Raw genomic sequence first — 26,027 nt, 5'->3', positions numbered from 1 at the left:
ACATGTTTGGAACTGTTCCGGAACCCGAAGGCATCACCAATCCGCCGATCGATGATCTGCTGCGGACTGTTGATTCAAAGTATGCCCTCGCTGTTTACGGATCCCAGCGCGCCCGCCAGATCAATTCCTATCGACAGGAAATGACCCGGGCTGATGGAAATATCACTCACTTCGGGCCGCTCGTTGACGCGGGCCCCGAGGATAAGCCGCTCTCAATCGCTCTGCGCGAGGTTGCGGATGAAAAGCTCGAGTGGAGAACCGAGCAAGAGTGAGCCGTGTTGTTGTTGGGGTGACCGGCGGGATCGCGGCCTATAAGGCTTGCATTCTCGTGCGGTTGCTCCGCAAGGCGAATATTGACGTTGTAGTCATACCCACCACTGCGGCTCTGGACATGGTGGGGAAAACAACGTGGGAGGCCCTCAGTGGGAATCCCGTCTATACCAACGTGGAGGATGACGCAGCCAATGTCACCCACGTGCGGCTTGGCCACGAGGCAGATCTCATCATCGTGGCGCCCGCAACAGCAAACACGATGGCCAAACTTCGTGCTGGAGTAGCGGACAATCTGCTCACCTCCACGGTCTTGGCTGCCCGCTGCCCGGTAATGTTGGCGCCCGCAATGCACACCGAGATGTGGGTCAATCCTGCAACCCAAGAGAACGCCGCAGTCTTGGCTGATCGCGGTTTCCAGATCATCGAACCCGCCTCCGGCAGGCTCACCGGCGGGGACAGCGGACCCGGACGGCTGCCCGAACCCGAGGATCTGTGTGAGGCGGTCTTGTGCTCACTCAACACGGACGATTCGCTGGCGGGGCAGAATGTTGCCATTTCCGCGGGTGGAACCCACGAGGCGATCGATCCCGTGCGGTTCATCGGGAATAATTCTTCGGGCCGCTTCGGCGTGGCACTGGCCCGCGAGGCTCAGCGCCGCGGAGCAACCGTCACACTCGTGGCAGCCAACGTTGATACTAACGTACTCAAGGAAGCCCGCGGGGTTGCCGTCAAACCCGTAGTTTCCGCCCGTGACCTCCAAGGGCAGATGCAGCAGGCCGCACTTTCGGCAGACATCGTGATCATGGCCTCCGCGGTGGCCGATTTCCGCCCGGCCAGTGAATCTTCCCATAAACAGAAGAAGGACGGCACGGAGAAGCGCACGCTCGAGCTAGTTGAGAACCCAGATATTCTCGCAGGCCTAGCGCATGATCGCAGTGGCAAGAACCAAGTTGTCATCGGGTTCGCCGCAGAAACAGGCGATGAATCCGGAAGCGTCCTCGAATATGGGCGCGCAAAGGCCGCACGCAAAGGTGCCGATCTCATGGTCATTAACGAAGTGGGCGTGACACGCGGCTTCGGCAATGTGGACACGGCGATTACTATTATCGATCGAGCCGGAAATATTCACGGGAATGGCCAAGGTACCAAAGCCGAGATGGCCGGTGTTTTATTCGATACGATCCTTCAGTGGCAGGAGAGCAAGTGACCTACCGTCAGCCATTCACATCCGAATCCGTAACCGAAGGGCATCCGGACAAGGTGTGTGATCGGATTTCGGATACGATCCTTGACGCCATCATCTCTGAGGATCCAGCAGCCCGGGTTGCTGTGGAGACCATGGCAACAACAGGCCTCATTCACGTGGCTGGCGAGGTCACAACCGATGCATACGTGGAGATTCCCCACCTAGTGCGCGAGACCATTCAAGGGATCGGCTACACCTCCTCCGAGGTTGGCTTCGACGGTGCCTCGTGCGGCGTGACGCTCTCTATCGGACAGCAGTCCCCAGATATCGCCGGGGGAGTGAGCCAGTCTCTAGAGGCACGCGAGAGTGCCACAACGGATCGCTACGATGCGCAGGGTGCGGGCGATCAGGGCCTCATGTTCGGATACGCGAGTGATGAGACCCGCGTCCTGATGCCGGTTCCTGCGCAGCTCTCGCACCGTCTGGCAGAGCGCCTTGCGAACGCGCGCAAGCACGAGATCGTCCCCGGCCTGCGTCCCGATGGAAAGACTCAGGTCACCGTGACCTATGAGGATGACAAACCGGTGGCCCTAGATACCGTGGTGATCTCCACTCAGCATGAGCCTGAGGTTGAGCGGCAGTGGCTCCAGACCGCCCTTGGCGAACATGTGTTGGAGCCAGTGCTCGAGGCCGAAGGTTTGGACTTGGACACCTCAAACACGAAGCTTATCGTTAATCCCTCAGGCAAGTTCGTTGTGGGCGGGCCCATGGGAGATGCCGGGCTCACCGGCCGAAAGATCATTGTGGATACTTACGGGGGTATGGCGCGTCACGGCGGCGGCGCCTTCTCCGGTAAGGATCCTTCAAAGGTGGATCGCTCCGCAGCCTACGCGGCACGTTGGGTGGCCAAGAACGTCGTAGCCGCAGGGCTCGCGGGCCGCTGCGAGATTCAGGTGGCCTACGCCATTGGCCGCGCCCGCCCGGTTTCAATCCGCGTGGAGACTTTCGGCACCGAGACAACCACGATTGACCGCATTCAGAACGCCGTGAATAAGGTATTCGATCTGCGCCCAGCGGCGATTATCGAGCAGTTGGATCTGCTCCGGCCAATCTATGCCCAGACCTCGGCCTACGGCCACTTCGGCCGCGAACTTCCCGATTTTACTTGGGAGCGTACGGATCGCGTTGAGGAGCTCCTGCGCGCTTTGTAGCGTTGATATTTCTTTGAAGAGGCCGTGCCCAGTTGTGGTGCGGCCTCGTTTTTTTTGACGACGACGTCACTCGCTCTCTTGTGTTACTGTATTAACTAGCTAATACAGATCGGAGGGTGATGCGGATCGACGAATCGCGGCCCTTATGGCTGCAATTGGAAAGCGAGTTTCGGCGCCGAATAGCCGTGGGCGAATGGCCAAGCGGCTCACGGGTGCCCAGCGTTCGCGAACTTGCCGCAGAAATCGGAGTTAACCCCAATACTATCCAGCGCGCGTTGGGTGAATTGGATCGGACCGAACTGACCGTAACTGCAAGAACCTCGGGTCGGTTCGTGACTGAGGATGCTGCTGTCATTAGCGGGGTCCGGCGCGCTATCGCCGAGGAGGCAGTAGACGCGTTAACTAGTGCATGTACGGGGCTAGACATGGAACTAGACAACATCATTGCGATGATCACTGATCGGTGGCCCACTGAGCCGAGGAGGCGGCAGGCATGAATGCAATCGAGGTACGTCATCTGACGAAACGCTATCGGGGCAGGCCAGCCCTCGACGAACTGAGCCTGAGGCTGGAGATCGGACAGATCGTTGGGCTTGTGGGCGATAACGGGTCGGGAAAGACTACTCTCCTGAAGATCCTCGCAGGCGTGCTTGCCGATTGGACTGGGGAAGTCACTGTCTTGGGGCGTGTACCTGGGCCGGAAACCAAGGCCTTGGTCTCATTCCTTCCTGACGCCTCGTTCCTCGCGGATAGCTCCACCTGTGAGCGCGCGGTGAACCAGTATCGGTTGTTCTTCGAAGATTTCGAAGCAGAGCGTGCATGGGAGATGATCAGGTTCTTCAAGTTGCCGGAGGATCGGAGCCTGAAGGAGATGTCCAAAGGCATGCGGGAGAAGCTTCAAGTGGCTCTCGCGATGTCCCGCAACGCTCGTGTTTATCTTCTGGACGAACCCATATCCGGTGTAGATCCTGCCTCACGCGAGGTCATTCTGCGCGGGATTCTGGACGGTCTAGATCCGGAATCGCTCCTGCTCATCTCTACTCATCTCATCCACGACGTGGAACCGGTGCTCGATTCAGCCGTGTTCCTCCACGAGGGCAGAGTGCTACTACAAGGTGAGGCGGACGCCCTACGCGAAGAGTACGGCTGCGGCCTCGATGCAATCTTTAGGAAGGTGTATAACTCATGATGCGCGAACTCTTCCGGCACGAGTACCTTTCAACTCGCAAGCCATTAGCCGTGATCGCCGGATGGCTGTGTTTGGTTGGGTTTGTGGGGCTCATTCCAGCAGCGGTACCGATCCCCATTGTGGGGCCGGTAAGCCTCGTTATCGCGATAGTCTGTTTCGTCGGGCTCACGCCAGCGCTCCTCGGGTACCTGATCTTTAGCTACTGGCACACGATGTACGGACGCCTTGGATACTTCACTATGACGATCCCGGTGCGCGGACGAATGATCTACTGGACGAAGGTTCTGTACGCGCTAATGGTGGTAGCCGCAGGCATTGTCGTTTCTGCCGCTAGCCTTGCGGTGGCCACGTTTGCCAATGATATTGGATCCCGTCTGCCGATTGGGACCACTCTGGGAAGCGCATGGGAGGTTATAACAGAAATTTACGGAACGGCTGCGCTCCCGCTGACCCTCATCATCATTGTCCAAATCGTGCTCTTTGTCTTGGCGTTACCGGCCGTGATGTCAATAAGCGCGCAGGCCCGGTTCAACCACCTCGGTGTGGGAGCTCCGATCATTGGTGCGATCCTGCTGTACCTTACGTATCAGCTGACCTCCCTCGTGGCCATGATGTTCATTCCGATCGGAATCTTTATGGGCGGACCGAATGCCGGGAAACTGGTGGCGGAAGGAATGTGGGATAGCGTTGTCAAGGCAATCCCTGCCCAAGCTGAAGAGGCAATGCCTGATGTACTTGGGCTTGGCATGCTGATCACTGCAACGCTACTGACGGTGTGGCTCGTGTGGTGGGGCATCCGCTCCATCGAACGGCGGACATCGCTGCGTTAACCAACAAGAATTCTGTGGGAGCCACGTGGTGAAATAGAACCATGGAAGAGACACTACCGGGACTGGGGGAGCTGCCAGAGTTTGGCGAACAGGGCTCCCTTCTCGATGCTGCCTCGTCCACGAGGGATGTCATCGGTGATGTGGTAGCCCCCGTGGCTCACGTGCAACTAGAGATGCCACAGCCACACATGGACCGTGTTTTCGATTACCTTATCCCTAAGAAGTTCGATGAGTCTGCGCGGGTTGGCACGCGCGTGATGGTGGACGTTGGTGCGCGGCAAGTTGCCGGTTTCATTGTGGCCCGCGATTCGTCCGCGGGCGTAGGCGCTCAGTTGCGTCCGCTTCGCCGCGTGGTCTCACCCATACCCGTGCTTTCGGAGCGTATGTATGAGTTCTGTCAAGAGATCGCGGCCCGCCAGGCTTCCTCTGTGGCGGATGTTCTACGTCTTGCGGTTCCGCCACGTCACGCGAGGGCCGAGAAAGAGTTCGAGCAAGGTCATGGATCGAGCCACACCGGAATAGAGAATACAGAGACCGCAGTGGATCCTGGGCTGTGGGAGAACTATCGCGGAGGGCAGGCCTTCATCGCCCGGATAGCGGCTGGCGAGGGGCCTCAGGCGATCTGTGCCGCACTGCCAGGCAAGGCCGGCAGCATTCGAGTTCTTGCCACTGCTTGCTCGGCGGCGATCGCGTCCGGGCGGTCAGCTCTGCTGGTTGCACCGACCTCACGAGATGCCTATCGACTGGCCGAGCGCCTCAGGGAGCTGACCGGGGTGGGTGTTTCGCTCTATTTGGGCGATGCACAGAGCTCCGAACGCTATCGAACCTTCTTGGAGATCCTGAGCGGGAGGCACTCCATAGTGGTTGGTACGCGAGGTGCAATGTGGGCGCCTCTGGCAAAACTCGGCCTGTGTGTGGTCATAGACGATGTCGCGGACACGTTACGCGAACCGCGTTCGCCGTACGTCAATACTCGTGATGCCCTCGCACTGCGGGCCGAACGCGAAGGTGCGGCCTTCTTGGTGTACTCGCCTTACGTGAGCGAGGAATCCGCTGGAATGGTCATGACGGGTCAGGCTGCGCTACTGGAGGGCATACAGACGCAGCTTCCACGCGTCACTATCCCGGACCAATGGGATCATGAACACGCCCACTTGGCACGGCTCCCCGATGCGGCTTTCCGGGTGGTTCGCGATGGCCTGACTCGTGGCCCCGTCCTCATTCTTGTCCCGCGGGCCGGTTACTTGCCGATCATCGCTTGCGCACAGTGCGGTGAACTTGCCACATGTACTCAATGTGGCGGAACGCTTTCCATTCGCCGTGATGGGGAAGCGCCGGTTTGTACCCGGTGCGGTGCCGTTGCGGCGGGCTGGGTGTGTGGGGAGTGCCAAGGTACTCGGCTGAAGGCTGCGCGCATTGGCTCCCACCGCACCGCAGAGGAGCTTGGCCGAGCATTTCCGGGTACGGGCATCGTCATGTCAGGTGCCGCCGAAGGCATCTCCCAAACGGTGAGTTCAAAGCGGCGATTGATCGTTGCCACGCCGGGCTCCGAACCCGCAGCTGCCGGAGGCTATTCCGCAGCCTTGGTCCTTGATGCTCGCTATCTCATGGGAAGCGGCTTAGGCGCGGAAACGCAGTTTGTGCGGCGTTGCGCGCGTGTGATCGTGCGTGTGCGACCAGGTGGGCATGTCATGATCGCGGGGGGAGCCGATCCCAGTATTGTCACGGCGCTTCAAACGTGGCAGTTGGGCAGGTTCTCCTATGAGCTCTTGAAAGAACGCGATGCACTCCAGCTTCCACCGGTTAACCGCTGGTTCGGAGTGACCGGTGTACCCCGTGATATTAGGCGTTTCCTCGCATTGGTCCGCATGGGGCAAGGCCCAGCGCCTGACAAGCAGGAGGTTGATCTCCTCTCTTCCGGCGTGCAGAGTCTCGTTCCCGGCGTAGACCTCTTGGGACCAACTCCCGCAACCCGCGCTGGGGAAATCTCGATGTACGTGCGCACACCACACGACAATGCTGGTGAGCTTGCACGTATACTGCGCCGGTCCTACAGGTCCTATTCGGCTTCCAATGTTGGCAAACCTCTCAAGATTGAGGCCGATCCGAGTATGTAAGATAGTCGGGTGCGAATTCTCTTTGCTGGAACCCCTGAAACAGCCGTACCCTCACTGCGCCGACTCGTCGCGGATGGCCACGATGTCGCGGCCGTCCTCACGCGAGCCCCCGCCCGTGCTGGCCGCAAACACAAGCTAGTTCAATCCGCCGTGCACGATGCCGCCGAATCCCTTGGATTACCAGTCCTCACGCCGCGAACTCTCAAAGACCCTGAGGTTCAAACACAAATACGCGAGTTGGATGCAGACGCCGTCGCAGTGGTGGCTTACGGTCTGATCGTTCCTAGAGCACTCCTCGACACCCCGTGGATCAACCTCCATTTCTCGCTTCTTCCTGCATGGCGCGGTGCAGCCCCCGTCCAGTACGCGATCTGGCATGGAGATAACATCACCGGGGCCTCTACCTTCAGGATCGAAGAAGGACTAGACACTGGCCCGGTTTACGGCGCGCTCACCGAAGAGATTCATTCCGACGATACGTCAGGGGAGCTTTTGGGCCGACTCGCCGAATCTGGTGCCGAGCTTCTTTCGCGCACTTTCGCTCTATTGGAATCGGGAGCCGCCATCGCGCAGCCTCAAGACGGCGATGCCACCTTCGCCCACATGATTCATCCGGCGGATGCCCAAATCGCGTGGAGTCATCCAGCGGTTGCGATTGACCGGCAAATCCGTGCCCACACCCCAGAGCCAGGGCCATGGACGGCACTCGAGGGTGCCCGCGTGAAAGTTGGTCCTGTCTCGCTCGCTCCCGATGTCACAGACCTCGCGCCGGGGGAAATCCGTGATGGTTTCGTGGGTACCGGCAGTCACGCAGTTCGTCTTGGCACAGTTGCGCCAGCTGGCAAGCGGACGATGGACGCCCGCGATTGGCTCCGAGGTGCGCGCCTAACACCCGGGACACGTTTTGAGGAGAAGGCTTAATGGATACACGCAATTCAAGTTGGCGCCCTCGGCGTGATCAATCGGATCCCTCCCGCCTCGTGGCATACGATGTGCTCCGCGCGGTGCATGAGGACGGCGCGTACGCGAACCTGATCCTGCCCCAGCTTCTAAGGAAGGCACGCCTCTCGGGCCGTGACGCCGCATTCGCCACGAATCTGGCGTATGGCACCCTGCGCCTACAGGGCCGCTGGGACGCGATCATCTCGCGTTGCACTCAGGGCCGTGAGCTCTCGGACATTGATCCCGAGTTGCTCGACATCCTCCGTCTGGGCGCCCACCAGCTTCTGGAGCTGGAGACGCCACCTCACGCCGCCCTCTACGAGATGGTGACACTCACGCGCAACGAACTCAGCCAGAACAGAGGCGGTTTCGTGAACGCCGTACTGCGCCGAGTGGATGAAAAGGCGGGCCAATGGGAGGAGATCCTACACAAGAGCGCCGCCACGCAGGCAGAGTTCTTGGCAATGTGGCATTCGCACCCACGCTGGATAGTCGAGGAGTTCGAAAGGTCTCTGGAGGCCAACGGGCGCATGGCCTCAGACGTTGAGAGCATTCTGGCCGCTAACAACACACCGCCCAAAGTCGCGCTAGTTCCCCGTGATGTTACGAAGCGCCAGCTTCGCCGCGCCCTAGTTAGCGAAGGCCTCGAATACGCCCAGCCGGCGCTCATGCCGAACGCTCTGCTGCTCGAATCTGGTGACCCGCATCAGCTACGCATGATCCAAAGTGGCGCCGCGGGCGTGCAAGACGAGGGCTCTCAGCTGATCGCCGCGCTCCTAGCCGAAGCACCGCTGTCAGGCAGTGACAACCTGTGGCTGGATATGTGCGCTGGTCCCGGTGGCAAGACGGCCACGTTAGCGTCCTACGCACTCGAGCGGGGCGCGCGCATCCATGCCAATGAGCCGCATGAACACCGGCTAGACCTAGTTGCCAACGCGGTGGATCCGTTCGCCGATCTCGTGGATCTACGCCTCGGCACGGGCGAATCGATCGGCGAGGAGGAACCGAACGCCTACGACCGTGTTCTGGTAGATGCGCCGTGTAGCGGGTTGGGCTCGCTACGCAGGCGTCCCGAATCCAGGTGGAACAAACATCCGGAAGACATCTTGGAGCTGACCCGACTCCAAACCCAGCTCCTTACTTCAGCGTTTAAGGCGCTGCGCCCGGGCGGAATCCTCCTGTATTCCACGTGTACCCCGGCGTTGGCAGAAACTCGCGGTGTGGTCCAAGCCTTCCTCGACGGGAACCCGCAGGCGAGCCTCATTGATCCAGCTCCAACCGTGGCACAGGTGGCGTTGCGGCCTGTAGATAGTCACCAAGGCATGATGCAGCTCTGGCCGGACACGGAGCAAAGTGATGCGATGTTCATTGCCATGGTGAGTAAGATGGCGTCATGACTGCACTGATTTCGCCCTCGATCCTCAACTGCGATTTTGGCCATCTCGCTGACGAAATGGACAAGATCGCGACCGCGGATTACGCCCACATTGACATCATGGACAATCACTTTGTCCCGAATCTCGCCCTTGGCCTGCCCATCGCCGAGGCAGCAGTTGCCAACTCATCCGTCCCGTGCGACGCACACCTTATGATTGAGCAGCCGGATCGCTGGGCGCCCGCATACGCAGAACTCGGATTCGCATCGGTCACGTTCCACGCCGAGGCCGCGATGGCCCCGGTGAAGCTGGCCCGCGAGCTTCACGCCATGGGAGTACGCGCCAGCCTCGCGCTGCGTCCGGGCACGCCGATTGAACCCTACATTGATCTCCTGCCCGAATTTGATCAGATCCTTGTCATGACCGTGGAGCCAGGATTCGGGGGCCAGAAGTTCCTTGACCTCACGCTGCCGAAGATTCAGCGCACTCGGAAGGCGATCGAGGATGCGGGCCTAGACCTGTGGATTCAGGTGGATGGTGGAGTCTCTCGTGAAACCATCGAGCGCGCCGCGGAGGCAGGAGCCAACAACTTCGTAGCTGGTTCCGCCGTATTCAAGGCGGAGGACGCTGTGGCCGAAATTGCTGAGCTACGCCGCCTCGCCGATGCTCACTTGTAGTCGAAGCTCACATCGGTAGCAGGCGGAGTCTCACCTATAATGGACGAGACCCCGCCTGCTTCTGCATAATGCAGAATCCTTGCGGGGAGTCCATTTGAGAGCATAGAGAAATGAGCATTCTCGCCCAATACAAAGTCCTTCCACAGATTTCTAGTGGATCGGCCATGGCCTTAGCAGTTGCCGCACGCGCACCATACGCCATGATTCCCCTTGGTACGATGACAGCCGTAACGGCATCGACCACAAGCGTGGCCACAGGCGGCCTCGCAACAGCATTTGTCTCCATCGCCCTAGCGATTGCCTCCCCACTCATTGGCCGCTGGGCAGATCATCAAGGGCAGAGGTTCGTCCTGAGCCTCCTCACCCCAATCAACGCTGCGGCACTGGCCTTGCTCGTATACACGAGCGCAACGGGCAACGACGGCCCGCTCCTTTGGCTGTCCTGCATCCTCGCGGGCGGCACCTCCCTGCCGATCGGCTCCTTCACTAGGACCCGTTGGGTCACGGTGGTCAAGAACCAGCGTGAGCTTAATACTGCGCTCTCCTACGAATCCACCGTGGACGAGATGGTGTTCGTGCTCGGCCCGGCCCTTGTGGGGATCGCGGCCTCCGCTGCGGTCCCGGTGGCACCCCTAATTCTTGCCGCGGTGCTTGTGCTTCTGGCGGGAGTTCCCTTTGCCCTCACGGCGCCCGCGCCCATTGATCAGCCGCAGGAAGATGCCGAACGCCCATCGATCATGAGAATCCTCTGGGCGGTTGCTCCCGCCATAGGCGTGATGTTCTGCATCGGTATGTTCTTCGGTTCGGTTCAGACCGGCACCACGGAGCGTGCGCTCGAGCTGGGTTCACCCTCTGTTGCGGGGCTCGTCTACGCGGTGATGGGCGTGGGCTCGGCCTTCATGGCTCTTATGGCTGTGGCCATCCCGGATTCCGTTAGAATTTCCTCCCGCGTCTTCGTTGGCGGACTGGGTATGACGCTCTTTATTTTAGTAACGACGACGGCCACTCACTCCCTTCTCTTCACGGCTGCCGCACTGCTCCTCACGGGACTCTTTGTTGGGCCCACGATGGTGACGGCATTCGGAGTTACTGAGAAGCTCGCCCCGCGCGGTGGAACGGCTGTGGCCATGACGTCAATGCAATCGGCAATCACCATCGGAATTTCGATCGGGTCCAGCGTGGGCGGCAAGCTCGCGCTAAGCGGCGCCGGTTACTCGTACATGTTCGCCGGTGTGGCAGCCCTTATCATCGTCGTGATAGGCGTGGCGCTGCGCATTGCTGGCACGAAACGTCGGGTACGGGCTACCCCTGAAAAGACCCTCGCTTGACCGCTATTCGGCGTGTCCATGTTGCCCAAAGCTTATCTCCTAGACGCTCGATTCTGTAAGTATCGCCTTAGCTCAGGTAGAATTCGGATATGGAACCGGATACTGCAACACTGATTCGCGAGGCTCTCGCACTGGATGTTGACCAACGCGCGCTTGTCGCGAACACCTTACTTGCAAGCATCCACGATTCCGGTAACGCTGATGGCGTTGATGATACATGGCGCATCGAAGTCGCCAAGCGACTCGATGAGCTGCGCTCAGGAACGGTTGAACTTATTGATGCGGATGAGCACTTTGCTCGTCTTCGGGCTTCTCTCGGCACATGAAGCCGTCACAGCGCGAGCATCCTGAGGCGGTTGCTGAGTTCGATGCCGCCGTTGGTTGGTACGAGGAACAAGAATCTGGTGTCGGCCTTAGATTCATCGATCGTACCGCTGAAGCGCGTAAGAGCATTTCACAGTGGCCAAGTGCTGCACCGTCGTTAATGATCGGCGAAGATGGAACCGTCATCCGCAGTAAGAACGTTCGCGGCTACCCGTACCGGGTTGTTTACTCGATCGAGCATGATTCCTGAATCTTTATCTTGGCTTATGCGCACCAGCGGCGGCGGCCTAGCTATTGGCGCGACCGGGTCGAAACCTGACTAGAAGGCAGCGATTCAACCAGATGGGTGTCTCGTTTCCGTTCTAAGGTGTTTACAGATTTGAGGCTTCTGTAAAGAGTTTGGCTATTGAAGGCCGGAAGTTGGCTACTGCAGCGTTGGGAGGCACCAATGGGCAAGCGTATCTGTCGGGCTAAGGCGAACACTGTTGTGGCACTCCTACTACTGCTGGTGTTTGCCGGATTGGGCTCTTTGTGGATATCGCATAGGCCATCCTCTCCCTCGGATTATGCTGAGGATGCGTTAGCTATTCTCGCAAACGGATACTATGCACAAGGTGAGGACTGGGATAATGCCAAAGCCAATGTCCTCGATTCCGTTTCAGAAGCAGAATCTATCGAAGAACTCTATGTACCTCTCATAGAGGCCACTAGAGTTGCAGGTGGCAAGCACTCGTCGTTTCAGACACCAGAGAAAGCTCTCGAGTTTCAAAACCAGAGTGCCGAACGCTTCGAGCTTCCGAAGGTGACCACCAATACCGGGGTCACGGTAGTTTCAATACCGATGATTTCCTCGGCGTCGGCAGAGGAAGAAACAGCGTACGTGAATGAGGCCGCATTTGGTATCGATAATGCCTCTGCACAGACCTGTGGTTGGGTTGTGGATCTGCGTGGTAACCGTGGCGGGAATATGTGGCCTATGCTTGCCGCCGTTTCTCCGTTGTTACCGAACGGCCCTGCCATGGCGTTTGTGACGTCGGACGGTCAGTCCTCCTCAGTGGCAATCGACGGTGCGGCAACGGCCTTGAACGGTGAGGTTCTCTCGGAGGGCCCCGACGTCAAGAAGGTTATCGACACCCCCATTGCTGTGTTACAAGATAAGGACACTGCATCTAGCGGCGAAGCCGTGCTGCTCGCGTTCAAGGACCTGCCAAAGGTAAGAACCTTTGGTGAAGCCAGTGCGGGATATAGTTCAGCGAATTCTGTTTATACACTTGCGGACGGCGCACAAATCGTCTTAACAGAAGCCACGTATGCTGACCGTTCAGGAAACAATACCGAAGGGGTACCACTGGAGCCGGATGTCGCTTCGAGCCCAAGTCTGACGTTTGACGTCGCTGTCGAGTGGCTGTCTGACGAGGGCTGCCCCTGAAAAGACCCTGATTCATCCCTGAAAACCCTTCCAAGATGCAAGCGACCGTTCTATTCTCATGAGCGTGGCAATCATATGGAAGAATTCGCGGCGCCTGGTTATTGGGTTGATCGGCGGCGGAGTCGTGGTACTTGGCGTAATCCTCATGCCCTTACCGGGTCCCGGCACGCTCATCGTGTTGGGCGGTTTCGCCATCCTCGCGACTGAGTTCGAAGGTGCTGCCCGCGTGAAGGAATGGGGCTTCCGTCAATTGGATCGATGCAAGGAGTTCATAAGGCGGCACCGAGGGCAGTAGGGTCGTCGTCGTTCAAAAAAACTCGTGGCCCACTTCACACTTCTCCGCTAGTCTGGGCCCATGGCGAAGAAAAAGAAGACTCCAAAGATGAACAAGGATCTCTACGAAGCCGAACTTCAGCGGCTCCAAGCTGAACTCGTAGAGATGCAGGAATGGGTGAAAGCCACAGGCGCGCGGGTGGTCGTGATTTTCGAAGGGCGTGATGCGGCCGGTAAGGGCGGCGCCATTAAGCGGATCACCGAGTACCTCAATCCCCGTATCGCGCGCGTGGTTGCTCTGCCAGCGCCGACAGAGCGGCAGCGAACGCAGTGGTACTTCCAGAAGTACGTCGAGCATCTTCCGGCGGCTGGCGAGATCCGGCTCTTTGACCGCTCGTGGTACAACCGTGGGGGAGTAGAGCGCGTGATGGGCTACTGCACGCCCGAAGAGCATCGTAGGTTCTTGGCACAGGCGCCGATCTTCGAACGGATGCTGGTAGAAGATGGAATTATTCTCCTGAAGTATTGGTTCTCTGTGTCCGATAAGGAGCAGCTCAAGCGCTTCAAGTCGCGGCTCACCGATCCCATGCGGCGCTGGAAGCTCTCACCCACGGATCTTGAGTCAATCACTAGGTGGGAGGATTATTCGCGCGCTAAAGACGAGATGTTTGTGCACACGGACATCCACGAGGCACCGTGGCACGTGGTGGAATCCGAGGACAAGCGCAAGGCGCGTATCAATATGATTCATCATCTGCTCTCTCAGATTCCCTACGAGCATATCGAGCGGCCCGAGCTGAAGTTCCCGAAAAGGCCCAAGTCCACCGGTTATCAGCGGACGTCGCGCAGCCTGCAGCAAGAGGTGCCGGACTATGCGGGTTCACTTGCTGTGGAGGAGACAGTTGAGAAGTATGTGGACCGCGAGGACGAAGGGTTGGGGGCAACTCCTGAGGAAGTGTAAGCGGGGCCGTCCATCAGGTGAACGGATCATTCTGCTAGCGACATTCAGTGCATAATTATTGAGTATTGTGCATAGTTAGTACGCATCGGACAAGGAGCTCCTTATGGGCGGACTAGGCAGCCAACTCACCCGGAGGCGTATGCCGGCTGGTGTTACCACGGAAGGATGCCCGGACTCCATTCACCAGATGGAAGTGGAGCGGGACGATACACATTCGCTCAAGCGGTCCATGTCCACCATGCAGCTCACGATGATAGGCGTAGGCGGCACGGTTGGGACCGGAATCTTCTTCATTCTCTCCGAGGCGGTGCCTGAGGCTGGGCCCGGTGTCTTGGTTTCGTTCCTTATCGCGGCTGCGGTGGCCGGGCTCACGGTGCTGTGTTATGCGGAGTTGGCTTCAACAATCCCGTCATCTGGCTCTTCCTACTCGTATACATACGCAACTATGGGGGAACTTGCCGCTTTTGCGGTAGGTGCCTGCCTGATACTGGAGTATGGCGTGTCTGCGGCCGCGGTGGCCGTGGGGTGGTCCGAGTACCTAAATCTCTTATTGAACAATCTTTTCGGAATCCAATTTCCGGATGCCCTTTCCGCAGCGCCCGATGCCGGGGGCATTATCAACCTGCCAGCCGTCATCCTGGTTGTGTTGTGCATGCTCCTGCTTTTGCGGGGCGCATCGGAATCAGCACGAGCAAATGCCATCATGGTCTTCATCAAGATAGGGGTTCTCGGGGTCTTTGCTGCCATTGCGCTAACTGGCTTCAACGCTGATCATTTCGCCAACTTCGCTCCCGAAGGCATGCACGGCATCTCTATCGCGGCCGGTTCACTATTCTTCTCGTTTATCGGTTTAGACGCAGTGGCAACCACCGGTGATGAGGTTAAGGATCCGAAGAAGACTATTCCACGCGCGCTGATCCTGGCACTCGGCATCGTAACGCTGGTGTACGTTGTGGTGGCATTTGCTGCACTGGGTGCTCAATCAGCGGAGGATTTCGAGGGACAGAAGGCAAGTTTGGCTACAATCGTTCAGGGCGTTGTGGGATCCACATGGCCCGGAACGCTCCTCGCTGTTGGCGCCGTGATCTCCATCTTCTCCGTCACGCTAATCTGCATGTACGGCCAAACGCGTATTCTCTACTCAATGGGTCGCGACGGACTTGTCCCGCCGGTGTTCGCGAAGGTTTCACCCAAGCGTTCGATCCCACTCGTCAATACGTTTATAGTCTCTGGGGCTGTGGCAATTTTGGCGGGCCTGTTGCCCCTAGGCATCTTGGCGGACTTGACGAGTATCGGCACACTCAGCGCCTTCGCACTAGTGTCAATTGGCGTGATGGTGCTGCGCCGCACGGCTCCGGACATGCACCGTGGCTTCAGAGTGCCGGGTTACCCGGTAACACCGATCCTGTCCGTGGCTGCCTGCATCTACGTGATCTCCGGCCTCCACGCACTTACCCTTCAGGCCTTTGTTGGGTGGATTAGCGTGGCCTTGGTCTTCTATTTCCTGTGGAGCAGGAAACACTCCGAATTGGCGCGATTACAGGCGCAAGCCGAAAACCTCACTGGTGACCAAGTTTAAGAATAGGAAAGAAATGTCAAAGATTGCACTCGTCCGCAAGCCTAGCCCTAACCTGAACGATGGGATTGTGGACCACATCGAACGCGTACCCGTTGACGTTCCACTCGCGTTGTCTCAATGGGAAGGTTACGTGAAAGCCCTGCATGAGGCCGGGTGGGAAACCCGCCAGGTGGCGTCAGTGGATGAGTGTCCCGACGGTGTGTTCATCGAGGATTCCGTGGTGATGTTCAAGAACGTTGCCGTATCGTCTTATCCAGGGGCGGAGATCCGGCGCGGCGAAGTAGCCAGCACACGCGAAGTAGCTGGCCAACTTGGCTGCTCTCTCAACCAGATCCAGGCACCGGGCACCCTTGATGGCGGCGACATTCTCAAAGTGGGGAACACCGTGTATGTTGGGCGTGGCGGGCGAACCAACGGTGAGGGTATCCGGCAGCTCCGCGCCATCCTGACTCCTTTGGGCGCGAAGGTGGTGGGCGTGCCGGTTACAAAGGCCTTGCATCTGAAAACGGCGGTAACGGCGCTTCCCGACGGAACTGTTATCGGATACCCGGACTTTGTGGATAACCCGAGCATCTTCGATCGCTTCATTCCTGTCCCTGAGCCGCATGGCACCGCCGTGGTATGCCTATCTGAGACCCATGTACTGATGTCTGCTTCCGCTCCCGAAACTACTGCACTTCTTGAAAGCCTCGGTTACACTGTCACCACTGTTCCGATCACCGAGTTCGAGAAGCTGGAAGGCTGCGTTACGTGCCTTTCCGTCCGAATTCGGGACCTAGCGTAAGGACACCACCAGATATGCCCGATCAGATCTACCTGTATCTAGCCCTCTTCATTTACTTCGCCGGCCTATTGCTGATTGGATACCGTGCCTTCAAACGAACGGAGGATCACGAGGATTATATGTTGGGTGGGCGCGACCTCCCTCCGTGGGTTGCCGCACTCAGTGCTGGCGCGTCCGATATGTCCGGATGGCTAATCATGGGCCTGCCTGGCGCCATCTATGCTACGGGGCTCATTGAAGGCTGGATCGCGATCGGGCTTTTGCTTGGTGCTTACCTCAACTGGAGGATCGTTGCGCCACGATTGCGTGCCTACACGGAGGTATCAAACAACTCCATCACTGTGCCTAGCTACTTTGAGAACAGGCTGAAGGACAAGTCTCACGCGCTTCGGATCGTTTCCGCCGTTATAGTCCTCGTGTTCTTCACAATCTATGTGTCCTCTGGGATGGTTGCTGGAGGCGTGTTCTTCGAGGAATCCTTTGGAATGGACTACATGTGGGGCATGCTTCTAGTTGTGGCGGTGACCCTCATTTATACGTTGTTTGGTGGGTTTCTCGGGGCATCTTTCACTGACGTGGCGCAGGGGCTCATGCTGGTGATTGCGCTCATGGTGGTGCCGATTGCCGCGGTTTTGGCCGTGGGTGGTGTTGGCGAGACCGCCACTGAGGTTCAGGAACTCCAGCCCGGTAATCTCTCCTTGATCGGCTCAGGGCAGTTCACCGGTGGAGCAGCAGCATTCATTATCATTTCGGGTCTATCATGGGGATTTGGGTACTTTGGCCAGCCTCATATCGTTGTGCGGTTCATGGCGTTGAGGAATTCCGGTGAGGCGAAGAGCGCTCGGCGCATCGGGATCACCTGGCAGTTTATCTCGCTCGGCGGCGCGGTGCTTTCCGGCCTAATCGGTATCGCATTCTTCGCTCAACGCGGGGAGGAACTGGCAAACTCAGAAACCGTGATTCTGCGTATGTCCACTATTCTTCTCCATCCGTTTATCGCAGGCTTAGTGCTGGCGGCGGTGCTCGCTGCGATCATGAGTACATTCTCGAGCCAGCTGATCGTGTGTTCCTCGGCGTTGGTTGAAGATCTGTATCGCGTCATGAAGAAGACTCCACCGTCTGAACGGACCCTCGTACTGCTTGGCCGCTCTGCCGTGCTGGTTGTTGCACTGATCGCCATGGCGATGGCGATCAACCCAAACGATACGATTCTCGGGCTGGTGAGCTTCGCGTGGGCAGGCTTCGGTGCCTCATTCGGTCCGGTTATCCTGCTCAGCCTCTACTGGCGGAAGCTCACTGTTCCCGGGGCGCTAGCAGGCATGATCTCCGGCGCGGTGACCGTGTTCGTATGGTCCGCACTGGATACGCCGCTGTACGAGCTACTTCCCGCCTTTGTTGTCCACCTAGTCGTGGCGATCGCCGTCAGCCTGGCCACCTATAAGCCGAATGCGGAAATCGATACCGAGTTCTCTGCCAGCAAGGACATGGTTGCCTCATTCAAGTAAACTCGAGAACCGTGGAAGGAGAGACAATGCACATTGCTCACGATGGCCTTCAACTTCCAACAATTGGGTTTGGAACTTACAAGCTCAAGGGAAACGAGGGCGCCGATTCGGTGGCTGCCGCGATTGATCGTGGATATACCCTGCTCGATTCGGCCTTCAACTATGAAAACGAGGCTACGGTGGCCGAGGGCGTTCGCCGCTCCGGGGCCGCGCGCGAGAACATCATTTACACCTCGAAGCTTCCGGGGCGCCATCAGGCTTATGACGATGCGACGGTAACGATCGAGGAGTCCCTGTACCGCACCGGCTTTGACTACCTAGACCTATACCTCATTCATTGGCCGAATCCACGTGTTGGGAAGTACGTGGAGGCGTGGCAGGCGATGATCGATGCCAAGGAGCGCGGGCTTATCCGTCACATCGGCGTCTGTAACTTCCTGCCTGAGCACCTGGAGGAGCTGAAGAAGGAAACCGGCGTGGTTCCCGAGGTGAACCAAGTCGAGCTCCACCCGTACCTTCCTCAGGTAGAACAGCTCGCCTACGGTCACGCCAACGGGATTATCACTGAGGCGTGGAGCCCACTTCGCCGCGGCGATCTGCTTCAGGATCCAGTAATCACCAAGATCGCTTCCGCGCACGATGCGACTCCCGGGCAAGTTGTTCTCGCTTGGCACACTGCCCGCGACGTTCTAGCCATTCCGAAGGCATTTTCACCTGAGCGCCAGGCCGAGAATCTCGCCTCACTGGACCTCACGCTAGAGCCCGCGGAGATAGAGGCTATCACGGCACTCGGCCGACCCGATGGGCGTATCAACGATCAGGACCCTGCCGTATACGAAGAGTTCTAGGCGCGGCCTCGCGGAGCGATCACTGGGGCACCGGTTGACGGGTCTCTGGTGATCCACGCATCCACACTGAAGTCCTCAGCAATCGCTTGACGTGAGAGGGCCTGATCCGGCGGTCCCACCCGTTGGATCAGGCCCTCTCGCATAACCAGACACTTGTGGGCGTAACGGGCAGCTTGCGTCAAATCGTGCAGAACCATGATGACTGTGAGTCCGCCTTGCGCGTTCAGGGTACGAACCAAGTCCAAGATATCGCTCTGATGAGCGATATCCAGATATGTGGTTGGCTCATCCAAGATGAGGATCTCAGGCTCCTGTGCAAGGGCGGTTGCCAACCAGACGCGTTGGCGTTCGCCGCCCGATAGAGTGGAAACCCGACGATCCGCCAGATGCGCCACGCCCGCCTTCTCAAGAGCATCGTCAACAGGGGCAAGGTTCATGCCGCGCCACGTGGCGTAAGAATAGCGGCCGTAGGAGACCAACCGGGCCACCGTGATTCCCTCGGGGGCAGGGCTGGCCTGCCACAACACCGCAATCTTTCGTGCGATATCGCGTGGGCGCATCCTGACAACAGGCATTCCGTCTAGCTTGACTTCGCCTGAATCGGGCTTTGACGCGCCGGTGAGGGCCCGGATCAGTGTGGTTTTCCCGCAGCCATTCGGCCCGAGAATGGCGTGGATTCGGCCAGTCTCAAAGTCCGCACTCACTCCGTGCAGGATTTCCCGTCTTCCGAGTGTCAAGCGGATATCGCGTGCCTGGAGCATTACATCGCCTTCCGCAGGAAATAAAGGAAGAAGGGTACTCCAAGGATCGCCATGCAGATACCCACCGGAATCTCGGTGGGACTAAAGAGAGTGCGCGCGATGGTATCCGAGAAGATGACCAGTCCGGCCCCACAAAGTGCCGTTGCCGGCACCAGCAGTGTGTGGTTGTTACCGAGGATGAGCCTTACAAGGTGGGGAACAATCAGCCCCACGAATCCGAGGAGGCCAACAGTAGACACAGCGCCAGCAGCGAGCATCGCCGCGATTGCGGTGAGAAAGAGCCGGTTCGCTTGAACGTTCATGCCCATGGATCGTGCGACGTCGTCGCCCAAAACAATAAGATTCAGGCGTCGGGAACATACGAGGGCGGCAAGCACGCCGATTAGGGCGTAGGGCAAGAGGAGGCGAACCTCGCTCCAACCGCGCATCGAGAGGCTTCCATTCATGAACAGGAGGGCACCCTGTACCCGATCGGAGAAGAAAACCATGACGGCGGAGATGCCTGCTCCGCACAACGCCGAAACGGCCACGCCCGCGAGGATTACTCGCATGGGTTGGATTCCACCGCGCCACGCGAGCGCGTAGATCACGATTGCGGCCAGCATTGCGCCACAAAAGGCGAAAATAGGTACGGAGGTGTAGAGCGCGGGGAAGGCGAGGAGAATGACAATGCCGAACAGGCCGGCTCCGGAGGAGATACCGATAATCCCGGGATCCGCCAAAGGGTTCATCATGACGGCTTGCAGGATCAGGCCCGATACTGCGAGCGACATTCCCACAAGCCCACCGAGGATCACTCGCGGCAACCTCAGGTCCCAGACCACCCGCTGCTCTGCGCCTCCGAACAAGCCATCAATCACCTGAGTAGGAGAGAGCGAGACTGAGCCTGAGCCTATCCCGAACAGAACCGACCCGAGGAGCAACACCACCAAGATGGTAAAGACTATCGCCGTATAGCGCCGTGTGTGCATCAGGGAGCGACGGGCTCGCCGTAGACATCCGGATGGAGCGAAGCAGCGAGGTATTCGAAGGCGGCGGGGTAATCCGGACCAGCGTTATAGAGGAAGTACTCCTGTGGGAGGTAAGTGACGCGACCTTCGGTGACGGCGTCCACGCTCTGCCACGCCTCATTCTTAGCGAATTCGCCCTCCATAATCTCCTTCGCCCGCGATGGATCGGAGAAACGTCCGGTCACGAGCACGTAATCGGGCTGTTGCTTAACTACTTCCTCTAGATCCAAGGTGGCCGAATCGGATCCCTGGCGAGGCAAGCCCGAGGCGATGTTCGTGACGCCCAGTTCGGTGAGCATTGCACCCGCGATTGAATTGTCCAGCTTCACCGAGAGGCCCTTCTCGCTCTGGAACAGGATTACCGCCGATTCATCAGCGCTTGGCCATTGCGCCGCGACTGCATCGGTGCTTTCCCGGATATCCGCCATCTTCGCCGCGGCATCATCTGATGTGCCGTTGAGCGCGCCAAATACCTCGTACACGTTCTCTAGGTCAGTCAGATCATTCGTGCGCACCGTGAGCGTGGCAAATCCTAGTTCCTGGAGCTGGGAGGTAAGCGTGTCCTGCATTCCGTACATGGTGATGATTAGATCGGGATCCAGTTCCACAAGTTTCTCGGCATCCACGTTGAAAGGCTCGCCGAGCTGAGGCAGTTCCTCAATTTCTTCAGCGTGTTCGTCCGAGACGTGGACGCTATCGGAGAGGTTGGAGGTGGCAACTGCCGTGCCAGACACGTCGTACCAAAGATTGAGCGGTGTGCCGGACAGGATCGCGACCTTCTCAGGTGCTTCCTCAAACGTTTCCTCGTGCCCGGTCCAGTCCGTAACCGTGATCGGGAACGAGTCCGATGAGACGCTCGGGAAATCCGCAGTGGCCGCCGGTGCAGAGGTTGCCGGACTTGAACTCTCGGCAGTTTCCGCGGTGCTCGAACAGCCGGCTAAGCCGAGACACCCCACCAATATTGTTAGCGACACCTGTAACCAGCGCGTTGTTGAACGCATGTGGAAGCCCCTTAAATTAACGATGTTTGCAACGCTCATACTATAGCGACACGTACGGGCTAATGCAGGGCCTAAGGTACCGACACTTGAAAAGGCATGGTGAAAGGGCGATACTTGTTGCGAACACAATGTGCTCCGGGGTCAGTGAAAGTCTGAACCGGCGGTGATAGTCCGCGACCCACGAAAGTGGTTGAAGAGGTGAAATTCCCCTACCGACGGTTAAAGTCCGGATGGGAGGCGCACTACGTTCGGCGTGTCTGCATGCGCCGAACTGTCTCTTTCCCCGCCGCATGAGGAAAGAGGAACGGAATTGCGATCTCACTTTAGATGGCTCCCACCCGTAGGATTCGGGATTGCTCTCCTATGCCTATGGTGGGCGCTCACAACGTTCGGCGTGATCGCTTCAGAATTCCTGCCTACCCCGCAATCCACTCTCATGCGATTGATATCCGGCCTAAATCAGGGCTATCTCGCGAGCGCCCTAGGGATCACGGTCCAAGAGGCCCTTTTGGGTTGTTTCTTCGCGGCGGTTCTGGGCATCCCGCTTGGGTACGCGATCGGTAAATCTAAGCTGTTTGCTAGGATCATTCAGCCCTACGTGGCCGCCTCGCAGGCGATCCCTGCGGTGGCGATCGCCCCTCTGTTGACCATTTGGATCGGATACGGGCTTTCCTCGATCGTCGTGCTGTGTACGATCATGGTGATCTTCCCAGTGGTGGTGTCCACCTCCGTGGGTGTGCGGCATATTGATAAAGACATCATCGGGGCCGCCCGACTCGATGGCGCTGGAGGGTTCACGTTGTTTCGCACGATGGAGCTTCCACTGGCCGCGCCCGGCATCCTTGCCGGCTTGCGTACCGGATTCACACTCTCGATTACAGGGGCCGTGGTGGGGGAGATGATCATAGGCGGAAACGGGCTTGGCATGATCCTGATTAGCGCTCAAGGCGCTGGCGATATTCGCGGCATGTTCGCCGCAATCGTCCTCCTAGCGGCGAGCGCCATGAGCATCTACGGCATCATTTCGCTTGTGGAGTGGCGCGTGAACCGTGAGATCAAAGAACACCGCTTCCGCGTGTTCTCACATTCTAGGAAGGAATCATGAAAAAGATACTAATTGGATTGGCAGCGGTATCGCTTCTTCTGGCCGGATGCTCGGGATCGGGCTCATCCGGATCAACTGGATCATCCGATTCTTCGAGTATTACGTTGGGCCTGACCTTCATTCCGAATGTGCAGTTCGCGCCCGTCTATGTGGCCGAACACGAGGGGTACTTTGAGGATGCCGGACTTGACGTGACGATCCGACACCACGGATCACAGGAGTCTCTCCTTGGCGCAGTCCAATCCGGGGAGGAGGACATCGTTTTCGCCGGGGGAGACGAGATGATGCAGGGCCGGGCCGCGGGCACAGATATCGTCAACTGGGCAACTATGTATCAGCAATATCCGGTCAAGCTTATCGTGCCGTCTGATTCGGATATCGAAAGCCCCGAGGATCTAGCAGGCGGGACCGTTGGCCTGCCGGGTCCGTATGGGGAGAACTATTTTGGGCTACTGGCGATGTTTAACGCGTCCGGGATAGACGAATCCTCCGTGAATGTCCAGTACGTTGGGTACACACAGGCAGCCGCACTGTCATCTGGAGACGTGGATGCCGTGATCGGCTTCTCTAACTCGGACCTTGTGAGTATTGCTGCAACGCTTGGGGCCGATACCGCCGCCTCGCCTGAGGAATGGCCCGTGCGCACCATCAGCCTTGTCGAAGGAGGCCTTCCCCTAGTAGGAGTTGGGTTGGGATCTCTCCAAGAGAATCTTGATGCACGCGAAGCCGATTACGTGAAGATCCTCGGTGCCATCGAGAAGGGCGTGACCTTCGCCGAAGACCACCCCGAAGAGGCGCTTGATATTACTGCATCCTACGTTCCTGATCTGGCGGAACCGGAGAACCGTGAGGTTGCTGCCACCACGCTAAACCAGACGCTTGCCCTCTACAGCGGCGGAAGTGTGTTTGGCGAGCAGGATGTAGAGGCTTGGGACGCAATGGCTGAATTTATGTGGGAAAATGACTTGTTAGATACTCAGGTATCCGCAGATGACGCGTTCATTGACCTCAGCGCCAACCTTTGAACGCAACCGATAACGCACGAACCCAAAAGGTATGGTTAGCCAAGTGAAAACATTTGATGAGCTGTTTGAAGAACTGAGCCGCAAGGCTGCCGAACGGCCCGAGGGATCCGGGACCGTTGAGGAACTAGACGCCGGCGTTCACGCGATTGGTAAGAAGATCGTCGAGGAGGCCGGAGAAGTCTGGATCGCCTCCGAATATGAGAGCGATGAGGCCCTTGCCGAAGAAGCCTCCCAGCTCCTCTACCACCTTCAGGTCATGCTCATCGCACGTGGCCTTAGCCTCAAAGACGTTTACCGCTACCTCTAGGAACGCCATGCTTCGTATTGCTGTCCCCAACAAGGGATCACTGTCTGAACCCGCCTCACAGATGCTCCGCGAGGCCGGGTACCGCCAACGCCGCGGCGGCCGAGAGCTGGTGCTGCGCGACGAGGCGAACAACGTGGAGTTCTTCTTCCTACGGCCCCGTGATATCGCGGTGTACGTGGGATCTGGAACCGTGGACGTTGGCATCACCGGCCGCGACCTTCTGCTCGATTCGGGAGCGGTGGCCGTGGAACACCGTGCCCTTGGTTTCGCTGGCTCAACCTTCCGGTTCGCCGCCCCGATCGGCACGTGTGAAACCCTTGACGATGTATCGGGCAAGCGCATCGCTACGGCGTATGACGGATTAGTCCGTCACTACCTGGAGCGTAAGGGAATCGTTGCCACCGTCGTGCACCTTGATGGTGCCGTAGAATCTTCTGTCCAGCTCGGGGTAGCGGACATGATTGCTGATGTTGTGGAAACCGGGACAACTCTACGAGCTGCCGGCTTAGAAGTGTTCGAGGAACCGATCCTGCGGTCCGAGGCGGTGCTCATCCGTCAAGACGGGCAGGAGCCCGAGGGCCTGGCAACGCTGAGCCGCCGCCTCGAGGGCGTACTCGTAGCACGTCAGTACGTGATGATGGATTACGATTGCCGCTCCGAGGTGCTTGATGAGGCAGCCAAGATCACGCCGGGGCTGCAATCACCAACGGTTTCCTCTCTTCATGAGGATGGTTGGCTCGCCGTTCGCGCCATGGTACGCCAGAACGAAACCAATCAGGTCATGGACTCTCTTTACGATCTTGGGGCCCGAGGCATCTTGGTGACGCCTATTCTGGCCTGCCGTATCTAGAACAGCTCGCAGGCCGCGTATCCGGCAACACCCGCCGCTAAGAACGCGAGCGGATCGGCTTCGAGGCCGCGGCCCATTGTGGAGAGCTTGACTGGGCTATCCTGAAGGGCACGGGTGAGGCCCGCCGTGGAGATGTCACAGCGGGTCAAGCGCTCGCACTCAAAGAGCCGTGTCAGTTGGCTTCCCAGCAAACCCCGTACGGGCTCACTGATCAGCCCGGAAAGTTCGTCCTGTTCGGCGAATTCGGGGACGGCGCACAGGGCGGGGGAGAGTGCCACGCGGCTGAGCGATGTGACGGAGTGATGCGACAGCCCGAAGTGCCGGTCTCGGGCATCCGCGCTGGACATCCGCAATAGCGCAATGGCCTCGCCTTCTAGAGTATTCACGGCGTTGATAGCCTCTCCCACGGCGGTTCCGGAAAAGCCCCATTTCGTCCCTGTCCCAAGGTTCCCGGGGCCTTGAGAGACGACCGCAACATCCGCATCCCACACGAGGTGGGCGGCAAGAAGGGCGGTATGAATGTTCACCGTCTCCAGCTCGCCCCCGAACGCCTGACGGGCAGTGATGGTGCCGAGGATGTGGCCAAGCTCTGTCAGCCGAGCACAGATTTGGGAGAACCAGACAGGGAGTGCTCCACCATCATCCATAATGTACGCAATCTTGGCTTCGGGCTTCCGCGCTCGAATGGCGGCAACTACGGCCGGTACCGCAGAATGGAGATCAGCCACAATCACGGGCATCCCGTCTAGAGAATCGGCATCACGAAGGGCATCATGCCAAGGGGATTCCTGTTCGTCCGCGCCCATCGTCATGTATTGAAGCGGTGTGTAGCGGGCTTTGACGATGTGCCCTGGTGCAGGCTCCGGATCGGCTGGTAAACGCTCGGGGATTGCCACGATCATGAGGTATCCGCCGGTACCGAGCTTACGCGCAGCCGCCGCGGCCGAGAGCAACACCGTGTCTCCCACCTCTGGCCGGCCCACTAGGCTCGTGTAGGCAAGCGCCTTGGCTTCAGTTTCGCCATCGATCTTCACGCGGCACTCCATTGCCTCGCCCCAAGCTTTGCCGAGAGAGAGAACCGTGCCCTTTCGCCACATCATCACACGCACAGTCTAGCGTTCTGGCTAGAATGACAA

At 58.5% G+C, this 26,027-nt stretch carries 28 protein-coding genes and 1 riboswitch; of the genes, 24 read left to right on the top strand and 4 right to left on the bottom strand.

Annotated elements, in window-relative coordinates:
• Positions 1–2 precede the first annotated feature (2 nt).
• The 20 genes from rpoZ (at position 3) to DD236_RS05805 (ending at position 18,832) form a co-directional block, all read left to right on the top strand.
• The gene (gene rpoZ, locus DD236_RS05900) at positions 3–272 is read left to right on the top strand and encodes a DNA-directed RNA polymerase subunit omega (RefSeq protein WP_109093466.1); all 270 of its coding nucleotides are present in this window, start codon (positions 3–5) and stop codon (positions 270–272) included.
• Positions 269–1,480: a bifunctional phosphopantothenoylcysteine decarboxylase/phosphopantothenate--cysteine ligase CoaBC gene (coaBC, locus tag DD236_RS05895; RefSeq protein WP_109093465.1), complete on the top strand. Its 1,212-nt coding sequence runs from the start codon at positions 269–271 to the stop codon at positions 1,478–1,480. Before rpoZ ends, coaBC begins: the two co-directional genes overlap by 4 nt.
• The gene (metK, locus tag DD236_RS05890) at positions 1,462–2,670 is read left to right on the top strand and encodes a methionine adenosyltransferase (RefSeq protein ID WP_423716460.1); all 1,209 of its coding nucleotides are present in this window, start codon (positions 1,462–1,464) and stop codon (positions 2,668–2,670) included. The genes coaBC and metK overlap by 19 nt, the downstream gene beginning before the upstream one ends.
• A 119-nt stretch (positions 2,671–2,789) precedes the next feature.
• Positions 2,790–3,167: a GntR family transcriptional regulator gene (locus DD236_RS05885; RefSeq protein ID WP_109093463.1), complete on the top strand. Its 378-nt coding sequence runs from the start codon at positions 2,790–2,792 to the stop codon at positions 3,165–3,167.
• Complete coding sequence (locus DD236_RS05880) at positions 3,164–3,859, top strand: ATP-binding cassette domain-containing protein (protein ID WP_109093462.1); 696 nt, start codon at positions 3,164–3,166, stop codon at positions 3,857–3,859. The genes DD236_RS05885 and DD236_RS05880 overlap by 4 nt, the downstream gene beginning before the upstream one ends.
• Complete coding sequence (locus tag DD236_RS05875) at positions 3,856–4,689, top strand: hypothetical protein (RefSeq protein ID WP_109093461.1); 834 nt, start codon at positions 3,856–3,858, stop codon at positions 4,687–4,689. The genes DD236_RS05880 and DD236_RS05875 overlap by 4 nt, the downstream gene beginning before the upstream one ends.
• A 41-nt stretch (positions 4,690–4,730) precedes the next feature.
• A complete protein-coding gene (locus tag DD236_RS05870; RefSeq protein WP_109093460.1) occupies positions 4,731–6,806 on the top strand; it encodes a primosomal protein N' family DNA-binding protein in 2,076 nt (691 codons plus the stop codon).
• Positions 6,807–6,815: 9 nt separating this feature from the next.
• On the top strand, positions 6,816–7,727 hold the full coding sequence (fmt, locus tag DD236_RS05865; protein ID WP_109093459.1) for a methionyl-tRNA formyltransferase: 912 nt from the start codon (positions 6,816–6,818) through the stop codon (positions 7,725–7,727).
• A complete protein-coding gene (locus DD236_RS05860) occupies positions 7,727–9,145 on the top strand; it encodes a transcription antitermination factor NusB (protein ID WP_109093458.1) in 1,419 nt (472 codons plus the stop codon). Before fmt ends, DD236_RS05860 begins: the two co-directional genes overlap by 1 nt.
• Positions 9,142–9,801 (top strand): ribulose-phosphate 3-epimerase, encoded by a 660-nt coding sequence (gene rpe, locus DD236_RS05855; RefSeq protein WP_109093457.1) that lies wholly within the window; start codon positions 9,142–9,144, stop codon positions 9,799–9,801. Before DD236_RS05860 ends, rpe begins: the two co-directional genes overlap by 4 nt.
• A 110-nt stretch (positions 9,802–9,911) precedes the next feature.
• The gene (locus DD236_RS05850; RefSeq protein WP_109093456.1) at positions 9,912–11,129 is read left to right on the top strand and encodes an MFS transporter; all 1,218 of its coding nucleotides are present in this window, start codon (positions 9,912–9,914) and stop codon (positions 11,127–11,129) included.
• Positions 11,130–11,218: 89 nt separating this feature from the next.
• Entirely contained in the window at positions 11,219–11,455 is a 237-nt protein-coding gene (locus DD236_RS05845) for an addiction module protein (protein WP_109093455.1), read from the top strand.
• The gene (locus tag DD236_RS05840; RefSeq protein ID WP_109093454.1) at positions 11,452–11,703 is read left to right on the top strand and encodes a hypothetical protein; all 252 of its coding nucleotides are present in this window, start codon (positions 11,452–11,454) and stop codon (positions 11,701–11,703) included. Before DD236_RS05845 ends, DD236_RS05840 begins: the two co-directional genes overlap by 4 nt.
• 198 nt (positions 11,704–11,901) lie before the next feature.
• Complete coding sequence (locus tag DD236_RS05835) at positions 11,902–12,882, top strand: S41 family peptidase (protein WP_109093453.1); 981 nt, start codon at positions 11,902–11,904, stop codon at positions 12,880–12,882.
• A 64-nt stretch (positions 12,883–12,946) separates the two neighbouring features.
• Positions 12,947–13,177, top strand: a complete 231-nt coding sequence (locus DD236_RS05830; RefSeq protein WP_165819839.1) for a PGPGW domain-containing protein — start codon at positions 12,947–12,949, stop codon at positions 13,175–13,177.
• Positions 13,178–13,264: 87 nt separating this feature from the next.
• The gene (gene ppk2, locus DD236_RS05825) at positions 13,265–14,116 is read left to right on the top strand and encodes a polyphosphate kinase 2 (protein ID WP_109093451.1); all 852 of its coding nucleotides are present in this window, start codon (positions 13,265–13,267) and stop codon (positions 14,114–14,116) included.
• 103 nt (positions 14,117–14,219) lie between these two features.
• Positions 14,220–15,695 (top strand): amino acid permease, encoded by a 1,476-nt coding sequence (locus tag DD236_RS05820; RefSeq protein ID WP_207785705.1) that lies wholly within the window; start codon positions 14,220–14,222, stop codon positions 15,693–15,695.
• A 13-nt stretch (positions 15,696–15,708) separates the two neighbouring features.
• Complete coding sequence (gene ddaH / locus DD236_RS05815; protein ID WP_109093450.1) at positions 15,709–16,479, top strand: dimethylargininase; 771 nt, start codon at positions 15,709–15,711, stop codon at positions 16,477–16,479.
• A 14-nt stretch (positions 16,480–16,493) separates the two neighbouring features.
• On the top strand, positions 16,494–17,984 hold the full coding sequence (putP, locus tag DD236_RS05810; protein ID WP_109093449.1) for a sodium/proline symporter PutP: 1,491 nt from the start codon (positions 16,494–16,496) through the stop codon (positions 17,982–17,984).
• Positions 17,985–18,010: 26 nt separating this feature from the next.
• Positions 18,011–18,832, top strand: a complete 822-nt coding sequence (locus tag DD236_RS05805; RefSeq protein WP_109093448.1) for an aldo/keto reductase — start codon at positions 18,011–18,013, stop codon at positions 18,830–18,832.
• Here the strand turns inward: DD236_RS05805 and DD236_RS05800 are convergent.
• The 3 genes from DD236_RS05800 to DD236_RS05790 are packed head-to-tail and all read right to left on the bottom strand — an operon-like array spanning position 18,829 to position 21,604.
• A complete protein-coding gene (locus DD236_RS05800; protein WP_109093447.1) occupies positions 18,829–19,593 on the bottom strand; it encodes an ABC transporter ATP-binding protein in 765 nt (254 codons plus the stop codon). The genes DD236_RS05805 and DD236_RS05800 overlap by 4 nt on opposite strands.
• Positions 19,593–20,519, bottom strand: coding sequence for a FecCD family ABC transporter permease (locus DD236_RS05795; protein ID WP_207785704.1), 927 nt, complete (start codon positions 20,517–20,519; stop codon positions 19,593–19,595). Before DD236_RS05795 ends, DD236_RS05800 begins: the two co-directional genes overlap by 1 nt.
• Before the next feature lie 44 nt (positions 20,520–20,563).
• Entirely contained in the window at positions 20,564–21,604 is a 1,041-nt protein-coding gene (locus tag DD236_RS05790) for an ABC transporter substrate-binding protein (RefSeq protein ID WP_165819838.1), read from the bottom strand.
• Between the two features lie 127 nt (positions 21,605–21,731).
• Positions 21,732–21,850: riboswitch (FMN riboswitch) on the top strand.
• Between the two features lie 64 nt (positions 21,851–21,914).
• Between DD236_RS05790 and DD236_RS05785 the strand changes: the two genes are divergently transcribed.
• Genes DD236_RS05785 through hisG form a run of 4 tightly spaced genes read left to right on the top strand, consistent with a single transcriptional unit; the run spans position 21,915 to position 24,891 of the window.
• Entirely contained in the window at positions 21,915–22,709 is a 795-nt protein-coding gene (locus DD236_RS05785) for an ABC transporter permease (protein WP_243410018.1), read from the top strand.
• A complete protein-coding gene (locus DD236_RS05780; protein WP_109093444.1) occupies positions 22,706–23,734 on the top strand; it encodes an ABC transporter substrate-binding protein in 1,029 nt (342 codons plus the stop codon). Before DD236_RS05785 ends, DD236_RS05780 begins: the two co-directional genes overlap by 4 nt.
• 43 nt (positions 23,735–23,777) lie before the next feature.
• On the top strand, positions 23,778–24,041 hold the full coding sequence (locus tag DD236_RS05775) for a phosphoribosyl-ATP diphosphatase (RefSeq protein WP_109093443.1): 264 nt from the start codon (positions 23,778–23,780) through the stop codon (positions 24,039–24,041).
• A 7-nt stretch (positions 24,042–24,048) separates the two neighbouring features.
• Entirely contained in the window at positions 24,049–24,891 is an 843-nt protein-coding gene (gene hisG, locus DD236_RS05770; RefSeq protein WP_109093442.1) for an ATP phosphoribosyltransferase, read from the top strand.
• Here the strand turns inward: hisG and DD236_RS05765 are convergent.
• Positions 24,888–25,991 (bottom strand): DUF3866 family protein, encoded by a 1,104-nt coding sequence (locus tag DD236_RS05765; protein WP_109093441.1) that lies wholly within the window; start codon positions 25,989–25,991, stop codon positions 24,888–24,890. The genes hisG and DD236_RS05765 overlap by 4 nt on opposite strands.
• Between the last annotated feature and the right edge of the window lie 36 nt (positions 25,992–26,027).

This window comes from Ancrocorticia populi (assembly GCF_003123745.1).
Classification (GTDB): domain Bacteria; phylum Actinomycetota; class Actinomycetes; order Actinomycetales; family Actinomycetaceae; genus Ancrocorticia; species Ancrocorticia populi.
The sequence above is the reverse complement of the archived record's forward strand: the minus strand, read 5'-3'. Positions and strand labels throughout refer to the sequence as shown.

Coding starts and splice junctions, on each gene's coding strand:
- DD236_RS05850 (WP_109093456.1), top strand. CDS start 9,912: ATGAGCATTCTCGCCCAATACAAAGTCCTTCCACAGATTTCTAGTGGA.
- DD236_RS05765 (WP_109093441.1), bottom strand. CDS start 25,991: ATGATGTGGCGAAAGGGCACGGTTCTCTCTCTCGGCAAAGCTTGGGGC.
- DD236_RS05840 (WP_109093454.1), top strand. CDS start 11,452: ATGAAGCCGTCACAGCGCGAGCATCCTGAGGCGGTTGCTGAGTTCGAT.
- DD236_RS05790 (WP_165819838.1), bottom strand. CDS start 21,604: ATGCGTTCAACAACGCGCTGGTTACAGGTGTCGCTAACAATATTGGTG.
- rpe (WP_109093457.1), top strand. CDS start 9,142: ATGACTGCACTGATTTCGCCCTCGATCCTCAACTGCGATTTTGGCCAT.
- DD236_RS05800 (WP_109093447.1), bottom strand. CDS start 19,593: ATGCTCCAGGCACGCGATATCCGCTTGACACTCGGAAGACGGGAAATC.
- hisG (WP_109093442.1), top strand. CDS start 24,049: ATGCTTCGTATTGCTGTCCCCAACAAGGGATCACTGTCTGAACCCGCC.
- DD236_RS05880 (WP_109093462.1), top strand. CDS start 3,164: ATGAATGCAATCGAGGTACGTCATCTGACGAAACGCTATCGGGGCAGG.
- ddaH (WP_109093450.1), top strand. CDS start 15,709: ATGTCAAAGATTGCACTCGTCCGCAAGCCTAGCCCTAACCTGAACGAT.
- DD236_RS05885 (WP_109093463.1), top strand. CDS start 2,790: ATGCGGATCGACGAATCGCGGCCCTTATGGCTGCAATTGGAAAGCGAG.
- DD236_RS05860 (WP_109093458.1), top strand. CDS start 7,727: ATGGATACACGCAATTCAAGTTGGCGCCCTCGGCGTGATCAATCGGAT.
- ppk2 (WP_109093451.1), top strand. CDS start 13,265: ATGAACAAGGATCTCTACGAAGCCGAACTTCAGCGGCTCCAAGCTGAA.
- putP (WP_109093449.1), top strand. CDS start 16,494: ATGCCCGATCAGATCTACCTGTATCTAGCCCTCTTCATTTACTTCGCC.
- DD236_RS05870 (WP_109093460.1), top strand. CDS start 4,731: ATGGAAGAGACACTACCGGGACTGGGGGAGCTGCCAGAGTTTGGCGAA.
- DD236_RS05875 (WP_109093461.1), top strand. CDS start 3,856: ATGATGCGCGAACTCTTCCGGCACGAGTACCTTTCAACTCGCAAGCCA.
- DD236_RS05845 (WP_109093455.1), top strand. CDS start 11,219: ATGGAACCGGATACTGCAACACTGATTCGCGAGGCTCTCGCACTGGAT.
- DD236_RS05805 (WP_109093448.1), top strand. CDS start 18,011: ATGCACATTGCTCACGATGGCCTTCAACTTCCAACAATTGGGTTTGGA.
- rpoZ (WP_109093466.1), top strand. CDS start 3: ATGTTTGGAACTGTTCCGGAACCCGAAGGCATCACCAATCCGCCGATC.
- DD236_RS05820 (WP_207785705.1), top strand. CDS start 14,220: ATGGGCGGACTAGGCAGCCAACTCACCCGGAGGCGTATGCCGGCTGGT.
- DD236_RS05780 (WP_109093444.1), top strand. CDS start 22,706: ATGAAAAAGATACTAATTGGATTGGCAGCGGTATCGCTTCTTCTGGCC.
- DD236_RS05835 (WP_109093453.1), top strand. CDS start 11,902: ATGGGCAAGCGTATCTGTCGGGCTAAGGCGAACACTGTTGTGGCACTC.